Below are 14,186 nucleotides of genomic sequence, written 5' to 3' on the forward strand. Positions count from 1 at the left end.
TATTCCAGGGTTTGTAATGATATAATCTATACATTTTGACTTGTTATATTGTTTTACTTCTTCACTAAAATTTTAACCCAGTAGACAAGACTATGGTTGAAAATTTTGCCTTGATAAAAACCAAAAATCCAACATCAATTTTGTACATTTTAGATCTTTACCATAGCTTTCAGCCCTGCCTGAATTACTTAATACTTTAATACCCTTTTGCATCCTCCTCACCTCTCCTGTATGCAGCACTATGCAGCTTTCCGACATCCCTCTTCACCATTGCCTCTACCCTTCCTATGGCACCTCTATCTTTTAATGTATGACCAATAGCTTCCAATGCCTTTCTGTCAGATACAGAGATGGCATCTTTTTCTACAAATATCTGATCAGGCAACCACTGATGATGAAATCTCGGAGACTGTACAGCCTTATCAGCATCCATTCCAAAGTCAATGACATTTGTAATCGTCTGAAATACAGAAGTGATTATTGTTGAACCACCTGGTGTACCTACCACCATTTTTAGTTTACCATCTTTCTCTATGATGGTTGGTGTCATGGAAGACAGCATACGTTTACCCGGCTCGATTTTGTTAGCTTCTCCTCCGACGAGACCATACATATTCGGAGCACCTGGTTTTACAGAAAAATCATCCATTTCATTGTTCAGTAAAAATCCTGCTCCTCGTACTACAGTATAAGATCCATAGCCACCATTAAGCGTGGTGGTCACAGCAACTGCGTTTCCTTCAGCATCGACAATACTGATGTGAGTGGTTTCTGCACTTTCAATCATTCCAGGTGTAATACTGTCGCTTTTACTGGCTTTTCTAGGATCAAAATCTTTCATTCTGGATAAGATATATTGACTATCAGAAAGTTTGCCGGCAGGTACTTTATAAAAATCCGGATCACCCATGTATTTTGCCCTATCAGCATATGCCCTTCTCTCTGCTTCTGCTATGAGATGAACTGCAGCCGGGCTGTGAAACTTCATTGCACTCAGGTCATAAGGTTCTACCATTTTCAGCAATTGTACCAATAATAAGCCGCCACTGGAAGGAGGTGGCATAGAAATGACTTTGTGTCCGCGATAATTAGTGACCACTGGTTCACGCCATGCAGCGTTATAATCCCTGAGATCCTGGTGAGAAATAATACCTCCCCGTCTTTCATCTCCTGAACGATAAAGTCAGCCACTTTGCCTTCATAAAATCCTGCCCTGCCCATGTCCCTGATGGCGGTTAGTGTGGTTGCCAATTCGGGTTGAATCAACAAGTCTCCGGCCTCCCATTTAGATTTCTGAAAAGCAGTGGATGCAAGATTGTATTTTTTGAATTTTTCCTGATCTTCATTCAGATTATCAGCTTCTCTTTGGGTAATTTTAAAACCATTTTGCGCAATATCAATGGCAGGTTGGACAAGTTTTTTCCAATCTTTCAGTTTACTGTATTTTTCGTAAGCCTTGACCATTCCGTCCACAGAACCCGGTACACCTGCAGCAAGATGCCCAAACAAACTCTTTTCCACTATAGGATTTCCAATACTGTCGAGATACATATTTGTTGTCGCTGCTGATGCTGCTTTTTCACGATAATCCAATGCACTGATTTCGCCGTTACTGCCACGGAAGACCATAAATCCTCCCCCACCAATATTGCCGGCATTGGGATAGCATACGGCCAAAGCCAGTTGAACTGCTATAACGGCATCAACAGCATTTCCTCCGCTTTTCAAAATATCAACTCCCACTTTTGCAGCTACAGGATGAGCACAAACTACAGCAGCACTATCGCTGATAACTGATTTTGTAATTTCATATTGGTGCAAACCAGGATTAGCCTGTTTACATGATGAAAAAACAAATATTACATTAAATAGTAATACATAAAACAATCTGAATGAAAATGAGTATCTTTGCATTTGTTTATATTTGAAGGCGAAAGTTATAATAAAATAGAAAAACAGTCGTTATTGTTGTGCAGTTTTATTTTAGAGCATGTTAAAACTTTTAATTACAGAACAAGTATTATTGGCATCCTTTATGATTCGTCGTGTCAAAACAAAATGAAAACCACTTCCAAGTTATGTTTTTAATTCCAAATAGTATTCTTAAAGCAGTTAAAATAATTTTGTTATTATTTGTCTATTTGACAATAACACTTCCTTTGAGCGGTCAAAAATTTGTCAACGAATTTTTAAACATTGGAGTTTCAGCCAGAGCACACGGTATGTCAGGTGCAGTGGTTACAAGTACTAAAGACGGAACTGCGGGATATTGGAATCCTGCTGGTCTGACAGGCCAAACCAATCCTTTGGAACTCAATGCCATGCATGCCAAATGGTTTGGTGGAATTGCAAACTATGATTACTTTGCCATAACTAAAAAACTTGGTACCCGCGAACCCTCCGTAGCAGGATTTTCATTTATAAGAATGGGTGTGGACAACATACCCAATACACTCAATCTGATTGGTCCGGACGGTACTGTAGACTATGACAGAGTAACAGAATTTTCAGCTTCTGACTTCGCAGGTATATTTTCGTATGCAAGGACTATCGGACGAAATGAAAATTTGTCAGTTGGTGGAAACATCAAAATTATACACAGATCTATTGGTTCCTTTGGAAAAGCGTGGGGATTTGGTGCTGACATAGGTGCCGTATGGAGAGGAGAAAAAATCTCTTATGGTATAATGGCAAAAGATATCACTACCACATTTAATGCATGGTCTTTCAACCTTAAAGATGAGGAAAAAAGAGTATTTCAAAGCACTGACAATGAAATACCGGTAAGCAGTACAGAACTTACTATACCACGCCTGATTCCCGGAATATCATACCATGATACTAGGGGAAATTTCAGTTATCTTGCAGAAGTTAACCTGACTATATCAACAGATGGAGTAAAATCAGGATTGCTATCCGGTAAAAATCTGAATATCGATCCAAGCCTTGGTTTTGAAGCCGGATACATCCAGAAAGTATTCGTGAGGGCTGGAATAGGAAATATCCAAAGGGTCATCAATCCTGTCAATACAGGTGAACGTACACTGGAACTGCAACCCAATGTAGGATTAGGTTTAAAATTGGGAAGACTCAAAGTTGACTATGCGCTTACCAATATTGGTAATGTCAGCGGCGTATTGGCTTCTCACATCTTTTCTTTAGGGTTGGAATTCAGCCCGCGAAGATAAATATTATGCAATAATCATCACAGTAAGTCTGGAGATACACAAAAGCTCTCCCTTTTCATCAAAAATCTCCGTATTCAAAACATGTAGTGTTTTGCCGAGTCTTACAGGTTTGGTAATTGACGTCACAAATCCCTTACTGACCGTTTTGAGATGATTGGCATTGACTTCAATACCCACAACCTTGACATTCTGATCTCCCAAAGTCAACCAACTCGCCATACTTCCTACTGACTCTGACAGTACTACTGATGCCCCACCATGAAGCAATCCCATGGGTTGTCTCGTCCTGTGATCTACCGGCATTCGTGCTTTTACATAATCCGGTCCAAATTCCGTAATTTCAATTCCAAGATGAGAGACAAGTGTATAATTATTAAAATTGTTAATTGCCACCACATCAGGAAAGATTTTCCATATCATATAATTTCACTACTTTTGTTTTCTGAATGCAAATAAAGCACAATATTTCATAATTTGGCACAAGCTAATCACATAAGTCAAAAAAAAATCAATATACAGTGGTACATTTTTATAGCCGGTGTAGTGCTGTTTTTTGTAAAAATTACTGCTTTTTTTCTCACGAATTCAGTAGGAATATTGTCCGATGCCCTTGAAAGTACCGTAAATGTGATCACAGGGTTTATGACACTTAAGAGTCTCCAATGGGCCATTAAACCACGTGATGACGACCACCCATACGGACATGGCAAGATCGAGTTGATTACCGCGTCAGTCGAAGGAATTCTCATAGGTATAGCAGGAGCAATGATCATCATTGAAGCTATCAAAAGATTAGGTACAAAACCGGTAATCAATGACCTGAATATAGGGATCGGACTTTTATTTTGCACTTCGGTTGTCAACTTACTTATGGGAAGATATTCAATTGCAAAAGGGAAAAAATATAATTCCATTAGTCTTATAGCAGGAGGAAAACACCTTATATCAGATACCTATACGACCATTGCATTGATTGGTGGATTAATTGTTTTTTATTTTACAGGATTGATTTGGATAGATAGTCTCATTGCCATAGTGTTTGGTCTTTTTATTATTTATACAGCCTATACTGTTTTGCGTGAAACAGTCACAGGACTGATGGATGAAGCAGATGGTAAGACGATCGATCTTCTTACTAATCAACTCATTGAAAACAAAAAAGAATGCTGGGTCAATGTTCATAAACTTACGTATCTCAAATTTGGTCACTTGTCTCATGTTGATTTGCATCTGACATTACCATGGTACTTCAATGTGAGACAATCCACCATTGAAATAATTTTTATCAAAAATATGATCAAAAAAATCCTGCCGGAAGAAATTGTGGATATTTCGATCCAGAGTGAACCTTGTATGGATAATATGTGTCATCAATGTATTATGGAATGTACATACAGAAAAGTCTCATTTGAAAGTTTCAATCAATGGGATCGCGAATCCGTTACAGGTAAAAATCAGTTTGTTAATTCGTAAAAGCATAGTGAAGTGCATGATATAGAACCATGGTGGGGCTGGCGAGATGAATACGCTGCTGAAAATGACCATAAATCTCCTTTCTATGGAAGAGAATACAATGAATTTCTGTTTACCAACAAGATCTACAACTATTATATCCATCCGCAATGGGATTTTTTTGGATCTGAAACACTGTATGCAAAAATATTATACTCAGACTATATAGGCCATTATGCTTTGATTGAACTCATAGGCGAGTGGAATGATTGTATAGGTAATGATATCATGTTTTTGAAAAGGGATTTAGTAGACCACCTTATCAAAAAAAGAATAAATAAATTTGTACTTTTGTGTGATAACGTTCTCAATTATCATGGTGACGATGATTGTTACTATGAAGAATGGTATGATGACGTAAAAGAAGATGGCGGGTGGATTTGTGTTATTAATAGTTATGATCATGTTCTTAAAGAAATGGAAAAGTATCGTTTATATTATTATATGAACATGGGAGAACAATACAACGAAATGAACTGGCGAGCTCAAAAACCTGATTTCATTGTACAAGCCATTGAAGAACTGATGTATAGAAAACAAAAATCAATTTTATAGTATTATCATATATAACAAAGTTGGATTTTGGAGAGTGGCTGAATTCCGTACTGCAATCTGATGAAGTATCTATATGAAAAGTGTCAAGGATAGAAGGTTACAAATATTTTAATATAATAAAAGCAAAGAATGATCAATCATAAATCGGGTTTTGTAAATATCATTGGAAATCCTAATGTAGGAAAATCTACTCTTATGAATACCCTCAGCGGAGAAAAAATGTCTGTAGTCACATCCAAACCACAGACGACCAGACATCGCATCCTGGGGCTACTAAGTGAAGATGACTATCAGATAATTTTTTCAGATACTCCTGGTATGATTGAAAATCCGCAATATGGCATGCAGAACTCCATGAATAAGTTTGCATGGGCTTCTTTCGAAGATGCAGACATATTGCTGATGGTTACTGACATATTTGAAAAATATTCCGGTGAAGAAAAAGTCATAAAAGCATTAGCTGAAACAACAGTACCTAAGTTTCTCATCATCAACAAAACAGATCTCGACAAAAGTAATGTGGCCGATGAAGTGGCATCGTTTTGGGAACAACATGTAAAATTTGACGAAGTGTTCTTCATTTCTGCGCAAGAAAAAATCAATACGGAATATTTGTTTGAAAAAATTCTGACTTTACTTCCCGAAGCACCACCATACTACCCTAAAGATGAAATTTCTGATAAGTCAGAACGATTTTTTGCTTCAGAAATGATCAGAGAAAAAATATTGCTGCTTTACAAACAGGAAGTTCCTTACTCTTGTGAGGTGTTGGTCACAAGATTTAAAGAAGAAGAAAAAAATGGTCAGCCACTCCTGATGATTTATGCTGATATATATGTTGACAGAAAATCACAAAAGCCCATCATCATAGGCAAAAACGGAGAAGCTATCAAAAAACTCGGTATTGCTGCAAGAACCGATATTGAAAAATTTTTCGGAAAACATGTTTATTTAGATCTTAATGTCAAGATTAAGGAGAACTGGCGCAACGATGAAAGAATGTTAAAACATTTCGGGTACAGTGAGTAATTTTTTGGTATTAATCAACGACTCAAGGTATAAAAATTAAATTTTCCACATTTTGAATACACATATCTTTGCAGAATTGAAAAAACGGTTTACCTTAGTGACTTTAAAATATCAATATCATGTCAAAATATAGAATAAAGTCAACACCAAAAAAACAAGCCCTTTCTGCTCAGGATGTAAAGGATGAAAAACAGTTTATGAAAGTTGCCATTATCGTGACAGTAGTAGCGGTTATACTTATATATTTGTTATTCAACTATTTATAACAAACTAAAAATAAAATTATCTAGGTTAGAGTAAGCCTAATTTTTGTTCTATCCGAGATGATTTGAAGCATTTTGTTTGTACTTCTCCTTGGGTCAACGCATATTTGTCTGGTTGAATAACCTTTTTTTAATGGTTCCTTTGCCGCACTGCTTCAAAAAGTAAAATAGCCGCACTTACAGACACATTCATCGAATCCACCTGCCCTTGCATAGGTATGACCACATTATAATCAGCTGCTTTGATCCACGTTTCACTCAAGCCTGATGATTCTGTGCCTACTACTATAGCAGTAGGTTGATTAAAATTCATTTTATAGCATGACACGGCACTGTCAGTCAAAGTGGCACATATTGTTTGTAACTTCTTACTTTTCAAAAAATGGATGACTTCATCTGTAGTCCCAGTAGCAATTTGCAATGTAAATAGTGTTCCGACACTTGATCTGATGATATTGGGGTTAAAAATATCGGTCGTGGGATTTGCAATAATTACAGCATCCACACCTGCGGCATCAGCTGTTCGAAGCAAAGCGCCGATATTCCCTGGCTTTTCAGGAGATTCAGCCACGATCAGCAACGGCGTATCTGATGTCCAAGTCAGATCTTGTAAATCAGTATTTCGCTGTTTAAAAATCGCCATGACACCTTCGGTAGTCTCCCGATATGCCAGTTTATTATATACCAGGTTGGTTACTTCAATCATTTCGGTACTAAAAAGTATCTCTCCATAAAGGTCAAAAAGTTGATTATATCTGACAATAACAGGATTGAAGAGCATGACAGAAGGCTTGTACCCTCCACGTATCGCCATCATTATTTCTTTTTTTCCTTCAATCACAAAAGATTGGGTTTCCTTTCTTAGTTTTGACTTATCATTGAGAGATGCGATCTTTTTAATCAAGGGATTGGAAGGACTTGTAATGGATTTTACCATCATATTATTCAGCACTTTTTCAATAAAAAATGTAAAAATAGCTTTTGTGTGTATAACAAATTGCACGTTTTCAGTATTATTCTTATAAGACGGTAAAAAAGTGGTTGGATTGGGTGGCTCGTCCCTATAGGGAATGAGGGTAGCGGGGTAGAAAATATGAATAGTGCAATTTATTTTATACACATAGCTCTTAAACTTTAAATGTTTGTTTAAAATCTGATTAAGAGACATTAACTTAGCAACCATATTCTTTTTTCACTAAAATTTTCAGCTGAATTACCCACATTCGATATCAAAATTATCCTTTTTATCAACTCAATTTGATAGGTTTCATATAAACCGAAATACTTAATCATACTCTTCTTACCCTTTTTATTTCTAAATCTTTGGCAAATAATTTAATATTGCAGTCTATTAAGTATCTATTGTGAACAGAAAATATTGTGTGAAAAATTTAAATCATAATTATTGTAAATTAAATAATTATGAACATAAATTTTCACAATCAATTTTCTGTTTAGTATACATCGAAATCAAAAGTTAAACAAATGGATATCAATGACATATTAACACATTTGGGAGAAGACCGAGCTAATTATTTTAATGCCGTAGCACCACCGGTTATTCAAAGCTCCAATTTTGTATTTAATTCTGTGGAACATATGAGGTCATCCTTTGCTGATGAATTCAACCAACACATATACACGAGAGGTAATAATCCAACTGTAGCCATTCTTAGAAAAAAACTTGCAGCACTCGAGCATACAGAAGATGCGCTAGTCACCGGAAGTGGTGCTGCATCTGTCGCTGCCGCAGTAATGGCCAATGTCAAAGCCGGTGATCATATAGTATGCGTACAAAAACCATATAGTTGGACTTATAAGTTGATTTCTAAGTTGCTACCACGATTTGGAGTCGATTTTACTTTTATTGATGGTAAAAATAATACAGAAATTATAGACGCCATCAAACCAAATACTCGGGTTTTATATCTTGAAAGCCCAAATACCTTAACATTTGACATTCAGGATTTGACCTTTTGTGCTCAAATAGCAAAAAGAAACCAGATCGTCACTATTATTGATAACAGCCATGCTTCACCAATATTTCAAAATCCTGCAGATTTTGGAATTGACATTATCGTTCATTCAGGCACCAAATATATCAATGGACATAGTGATGTTGTCAATGGAATCATTTGCTCAAGCCATGTCATGATTAGAAAAATTTTTGATTCAGAGTTGATGACTTTGGGTCTTACTATATCACCGCATGATGCCGCATTGATCATCAGAGGATTACGCACCCTGGATTTAAGAGTCAGACGAAGCGATGAGACTGCTCATAAGGTAGCAGCTTATCTTTACAGTCACCCTGGTGTTGAAAAGCTCTATTTCCCATTACATCCCCAATCCGAACAATATACATTAGCAAAGAAACAGATGTCTGGGTGTGGTGGATTGATCACAATAAAGCTAAAAGCCGATACAAAAGACAAAGTACTTCGATTTGTTCACACTTTGGAAAGATTTTTGATAGCTGTGTCTTGGGGCGGGTACGAATCATTGATGATGCCAAGCATAGGATTTCATGAGATTCCCGGCATGCAAGACTCCCCGGTACACTGGACGATGGTACGATTTTATATAGGACTTGAGAGTGCAGACTATCTCATTTCCGATCTGGATCAGGCATTCAGAGCTATGCATAAAATATGATTCCGCTAGTATATTTCTTTGCTTTAATCCAGCCTCGTCATGGACTAATTTCTTTTTGAGTTATGATTTTATTTAATATATAACTTATACATCTTGACTTAATATTTTGCTCTTTAAGTATGTAAAATTTCAAATTGTAATAAGCTATGCTTGAAAATTTTTCCTCTATAAAAACCAAAATTTCTGAATCAATTTTGTACATCCTATATCATTTGTATAACAAACTGCACTTTTTCAGTGTTCTTTTTAATAAATGGTAAAAACGTGGTTGAATTGGGCGGGTCGTCCTTCCAGGAATGAGGGTTATGTGAAGGTAATTTGGCTTTTTCTTACCCCTGCTCCTTAAAGGGGAATGCAGCGCTTTTATTAGGAGAATTGGGAGGTGGGCTCAAGTATAACTTGGCAGGCTCTTCAGAGCCTGCCAAGCTATGCTTGGGATTGAGGGTAGCGAGGAAGAAAATTTGAATTTATGCAGTTTGTTATACACACTCCTATATCTTATCAATCCCTTAGATAAATGATTTAGTTATATTTGCATTTCAATTTAATCAATTGTACATGGACAAGGTGCTCGCAGACAAATATAAATTATTAAAAGAGGTATGGGGCTATACTACTTTTCGTGAAGGTCAGGAAAATGTAATAGACAGGGTCTTGGCAAAAAAAGATTCCTTAGTTATCATGCCAACAGGTGGCGGAAAATCTCTTTGTTACCAACTACCTGCTTTGATGATGGATGGCATGACGATAGTGATTTCTCCACTTATCGCACTGATGAATGATCAGGTTGCAGCTCTAAAATCTGCGGGTGTGCAAGTAGCTGCTTTGCACTCCAATATGACAAAATCAGAGCAAATCGACGTAGATACACAACTACAAAAATCTCAGATTAAATTGTTGTACATTTCACCTGAACGCATCAATTCTTCCGGTTTCACTGACTACCTGGCAAAGTTTCAGATCAGCCTGATAGCTATAGATGAGGCACATTGTGTCTCTGTATGGGGCAATGATTTCAGACCTGATTATGTCATGCTCAATAAAGTCAGAGACAGGTTTGCTTCTGTGCCTTTTATCGCACTCACAGCAACTGCGGATGCTGCCACACAACTTGATATAACTAAACAACTGCACCTTCAGGAGCCTGAGATATTCATTTCCAGCTTCGAGCGTAAAAATATCACTACTGAATCCCGCCCTGCCGAACAAACATACAGGCAAACTGTGGAATTCCTCCAAAAAACCGAAAACCAAAGCGGTATCATTTATTGCCTTTCCCGAAATGAAACAGAAAAACTATCTGCCAAGCTTGTGTCAGCAGGATTTAATTGTGCGTATTATCATGCCGGAATGAGTCCTGCCGAAAGATTAAAAGTGCAGAAGGAGTTTCAGGAAGACAAGGTGCGGTTTATATGCGCCACTATTGCTTTTGGAATGGGAATCGATAAAAGCAATATAAGATGGGTCATCCATTACGCCATGCCAAAAAATCTGGAAGGCTACTATCAGGAGATTGGTCGGGCTGGAAGAGACGGTAGCCCTGCACGCGCATTGTTGTTCTATAGCTGGGGCGACTATATCATGCTCAAAAGATTTATAGATGACAGTCAGGCGACAGAAGAGTACAAAACTGTGCAATATGCCAAACTGGACCGCATGTGGGAATATGCCTCTGCCAATGAATGCAGAACAAATCTAGTACTCAATTATTTTGGCGAATACCGTACGAAACCATGCCGGCATTGTGATAACTGTATTCATCCACCAAAGAGCAAAGATGCCACAGTAACAGCCCAAAAAGCCCTCTCAGCCATTATCCGATGTAATGAAAACGTGGGTATCAATACTCTTATAGACGTATTGCGCGGTTCATATCGGGCTGAAATCAGAGATGCTGGTCTGGACAGAATCAAGACATTTGGTGCAGGAAAAGACATTTCTTATATCAACTGGAAAATTTACATCACCCAACTCATCAATCAAGGATATATAAGGATAGATTATATGGATGGATTTAAACTTAAAGCCACACCACTCACTAAACTTGTTTTGTTCGAAGGTGTCTCAGTCCAGCTTGTAGATATCTCGTCGAATGACCTGGAAATAGAAAGACCAAAAGCTCAAAGGAAAAAACAGAAATTGCATGAAGGACTGATGCTCAAACTCAGAGAATGGCGCTCAGAGATGGCTACAAAACAACAGGTGCCGGCATATGTTATTTTTAGCGATCAGGTTTTTGAAAATATTGTTGCAAAAAAACCATTGATCAAAACTGATCTATTGAATATAGAAGGGATAGGAAAAGTCAAGTATGAAAAATATGGAGATACCTTGCTGGCTATCATCAGAGGATATATAAGTGAACAGGTCGAAGTTAAAAATGTAAAAGGACAAACCTATATTGGTACATTCAATTTATTACAAAAAGGCCTGAATCCTAAACAAATTGCTCAACAAAGAGAGATAACTGAAGCTACTGTATATGGCCATATTGCATACCTTTACTCCAATGATGAAGATGTAGATATGCTCGCCCATGTAACTCATGAAGAAATCACAGCCGTGCATAAGGCCTGGATAAAATCCGACAAACAAATGGCGCTCGCACCTATTGCTGAATATATGGATGCACCACTAGAATTTCACAAGATAAGACTTGCATTAGCATATATTGTGAAAAATTTAAATACGTAAAGATTTTATCACATGCGTAACATACTGATTATAATATTATTGCATTCAATTATTTGTCATGCTTCAGCACAAGCCAAAAAAGTAAAGACTATTGTGCCCGATGTACAGGAATGTATTATGTCACCTTATAAGTTGGTTTTTTCTGATGATTTTGATGGAGCAACTCTGGATACTTCAAAGTGGTTCACTTACTACCCTTATGGTCCATCGACTGCCCCTGATTCCTGTTCATTTTGCAGAACTCATGTCACAGCCAATATATATAAAGACGAAAATGTATCCATAAAAAATGGGCTACTTCTTTTAAAATCTGATAAAATTGTCTCCTCTTGGTTTGGACAGGAATATCAATATACGTCAGGTCTGGTATACTCCAAACAAAAATTTACCACATACGGTAAATATGAAATGAGATGTAAACTTCCTAAAGGGAAACAGCAATGGCCTGCCTTTTGGGTTTTTGGGTGGAATACTGAGATCGATTTTTTTGAATTCATCTGCAAAGGCACTAAAAAAATCGAGTTTTCACTCCATAAATGGTCATCACAAAACTGTCCCAATAATAACCCTGCCAAAGGTTCTCCATGCTACAGCAGCGTTTCAGGAATAGTGGATTTTGGTATTGATTTTTCTGAAGATTTCCATACTTTTACAGTAGAATATGAGCCTCATATGATCAAATATTACATAGACGGTGTCATGGTCCGATACATTCCGAAATATTACGATCTGAAAGGTAACCCTCTCAATACGTGCAGGATAAAACCAGGGGAATACCTTATGGAACCGGCATTTCCATTTCTTGGCGAACCAGTACATGTGATTGCTAATCAGTCTGTGTGTCGCAAACACAAAGAAAAAAAACCTATATTTCCCAATTTGATGGAAATAGACTATATCCGGGTGTTTCAGAAGGAAATTCAGGAAGATTTGAAGTCATCAGATCATATAAAATAAAAAGAGTTTCTCCTGCCGGTTGATGATTATTTAGGAGTCAGCTAAGATATCTGATTTGTTCGTAATACTCCGTCACACGTTCATCTACGATTATATCCCTGTTTCGGAGTGGTTGTTTCAGGATGATACCATCCAGAGTTCTGCATCTGCTCAATGCCACATAAGTCTGACCACTCTCAAAAGCACCACTTCCCATATCAATGATCACTTTATCAAATGTTTTTCCCTGGCTCTTATGGATCGTAATTGCCCATGCCAGCTTAAGCGGATATTGTTTAAAAGTGCCAATCACTTTAGTACTTATATTACCAGGTTTTTGATGATCCATCTCGTATTTCAGTATTTCCCATTCATGTTGATCCACTTCTATGACTTTTTCGCTTTCAGCACCCTCCTGAATTCTGACTTTGATAGTATCTCCTGTCAACTCATCTATGATACCAATAGTGCCATTAACAAACTGTTTCTGGAGGTCATTTTTGACAAACATCACTTGGGCACCTGTTTTCAGATTTAATTTGTACTCAGTAGGAAATAGTTGCGGATTGAATTCCCCTACTACTGATGCCTGAAATTCAAAAACAGCTGATTGGATAGCTTTGAGTTCATTTTCGTTGATTTTGTTGGCGATATCATTACGACTACACAGAGTGATATAATAATCGTCATCTTCAGGGGTTGCTTGATGGCGTTGATTGATAAAGATAAAATCTTCATAATCAAGGCTATTGGTCCTGATACTATCCAACAAATTGATAAAGTAACGCTCCTCCTGTCTGTACACATGAATGAGTTCTACCATTTTCATACTTATCTCAGAAAGGACCCTGGCAGAAAAAAAAATAAGGCGTATCGTAAGTTGTTCTGAAATATTCTCTTTCTACTATCGAAGAAATAATAGGCGGCAGCTGAAACAAATCTCCAAAAAAATCATCTGCACGCCTCCAAACGGAGCGTTGATACTTCTGTTGATCCTCAGGAAATAATCGATATTATCTATCATATCGGCCCTGACCATAGATATTTCATCAATGATGATCATATCCAGGTTTTTGTATATCTTGTTAAATTTACGTATTTCAATTTCAGATTTATTGATCAGACGTGGCGGAAACCCAAAAAATGAATGTATCGTCTGTCCTTTTACATTTAAAGCAGCGATTCCTGTGGGTGCAAGCACCACTACCCTCTTTTTGGTAGTATTTCTGAATATCTGCAATAGTGTAGATTTACCAGTACCTGCTTTACCTGTTACAAAAAGGTGGTCAGTAGTATATTCCAACTGATCAAGAATACCCGAAAACTCATGGCTTAATGTAGCGGGGTGGTTCAT

At 37.3% G+C, this 14,186-nt stretch carries 10 protein-coding genes and 2 pseudogenes; 8 read left to right on the forward strand and 4 right to left on the reverse strand.

The window, feature by feature from the left end; all coding sequences use genetic code 11:
* Positions 1 to 196: 196 nt before the first annotated feature.
* Positions 197 to 1,914 (reverse strand): annotated as a pseudogene (ggt, locus tag IPK35_13515) (gamma-glutamyltransferase).
* A gap of 245 nt (positions 1,915 to 2,159) precedes the next feature.
* Between ggt and IPK35_13520 the strand changes: the two are divergent.
* Positions 2,160 to 3,188 (forward strand): PorV/PorQ family protein, encoded by a 1,029-nt coding sequence (locus IPK35_13520; GenBank protein MBK8054252.1) that lies wholly within the window; start codon positions 2,160 to 2,162, stop codon positions 3,186 to 3,188.
* 3 nt (positions 3,189 to 3,191) lie between these two features.
* On the opposite strand, the gene IPK35_13525 is transcribed toward IPK35_13520, so the two are convergent.
* The gene (locus tag IPK35_13525) at positions 3,192 to 3,608 is read right to left on the reverse strand and encodes a hotdog fold thioesterase (GenBank protein ID MBK8054253.1); all 417 of its coding nucleotides are present in this window, start codon (positions 3,606 to 3,608) and stop codon (positions 3,192 to 3,194) included.
* Positions 3,609 to 3,662: 54 nt separating this feature from the next.
* Between IPK35_13525 and IPK35_13530 the strand changes: the two genes are divergently transcribed.
* The 4 genes from IPK35_13530 to IPK35_13545 all read left to right on the forward strand — a co-directional run bounded on the left by IPK35_13530 (position 3,663) and on the right by IPK35_13545 (position 6,550).
* Positions 3,663 to 4,661, forward strand: a complete 999-nt coding sequence (locus IPK35_13530; GenBank protein ID MBK8054254.1) for a cation transporter — start codon at positions 3,663 to 3,665, stop codon at positions 4,659 to 4,661.
* A gap of 12 nt (positions 4,662 to 4,673) precedes the next feature.
* Positions 4,674 to 5,255, forward strand: a complete 582-nt coding sequence (locus IPK35_13535) for a hypothetical protein (protein ID MBK8054255.1) — start codon at positions 4,674 to 4,676, stop codon at positions 5,253 to 5,255.
* Between the two features lie 129 nt (positions 5,256 to 5,384).
* Entirely contained in the window at positions 5,385 to 6,284 is a 900-nt protein-coding gene (gene era / locus IPK35_13540) for a GTPase Era (protein ID MBK8054256.1), read from the forward strand.
* A 119-nt stretch (positions 6,285 to 6,403) separates the two neighbouring features.
* Positions 6,404 to 6,550 (forward strand): hypothetical protein, encoded by a 147-nt coding sequence (locus tag IPK35_13545; protein ID MBK8054257.1) that lies wholly within the window; start codon positions 6,404 to 6,406, stop codon positions 6,548 to 6,550.
* Positions 6,551 to 6,677: 127 nt separating this feature from the next.
* On the opposite strand, the gene IPK35_13550 is transcribed toward IPK35_13545, so the two are convergent.
* The gene (locus IPK35_13550) at positions 6,678 to 7,487 is read right to left on the reverse strand and encodes an RNA methyltransferase (protein ID MBK8054258.1); all 810 of its coding nucleotides are present in this window, start codon (positions 7,485 to 7,487) and stop codon (positions 6,678 to 6,680) included.
* A 545-nt stretch (positions 7,488 to 8,032) separates the two neighbouring features.
* On the opposite strand from IPK35_13550, the gene IPK35_13555 reads away from it, so the two are divergent.
* The 3 genes from IPK35_13555 to IPK35_13565 all read left to right on the forward strand — a co-directional run bounded on the left by IPK35_13555 (position 8,033) and on the right by IPK35_13565 (position 12,853).
* Positions 8,033 to 9,202: an aminotransferase class I/II-fold pyridoxal phosphate-dependent enzyme gene (locus IPK35_13555; GenBank protein MBK8054259.1), complete on the forward strand. Its 1,170-nt coding sequence runs from the start codon at positions 8,033 to 8,035 to the stop codon at positions 9,200 to 9,202.
* Between the two features lie 558 nt (positions 9,203 to 9,760).
* Positions 9,761 to 11,896: a DNA helicase RecQ gene (gene recQ, locus IPK35_13560; GenBank protein MBK8054260.1), complete on the forward strand. Its 2,136-nt coding sequence runs from the start codon at positions 9,761 to 9,763 to the stop codon at positions 11,894 to 11,896.
* A gap of 12 nt (positions 11,897 to 11,908) precedes the next feature.
* A complete protein-coding gene (locus IPK35_13565) occupies positions 11,909 to 12,853 on the forward strand; it encodes a glycoside hydrolase family 16 protein (protein MBK8054261.1) in 945 nt (314 codons plus the stop codon).
* A 37-nt stretch (positions 12,854 to 12,890) separates the two neighbouring features.
* On the opposite strand, the pseudogene IPK35_13570 reads toward IPK35_13565, so the two are convergent.
* Positions 12,891 to 14,186 (reverse strand): annotated as a pseudogene (locus IPK35_13570) (AAA family ATPase).

The sequence above is a fragment of the Saprospiraceae bacterium genome, from assembly GCA_016713025.1.
In the GTDB taxonomy this organism is placed as follows: domain Bacteria; phylum Bacteroidota; class Bacteroidia; order Chitinophagales; family Saprospiraceae; genus OLB9.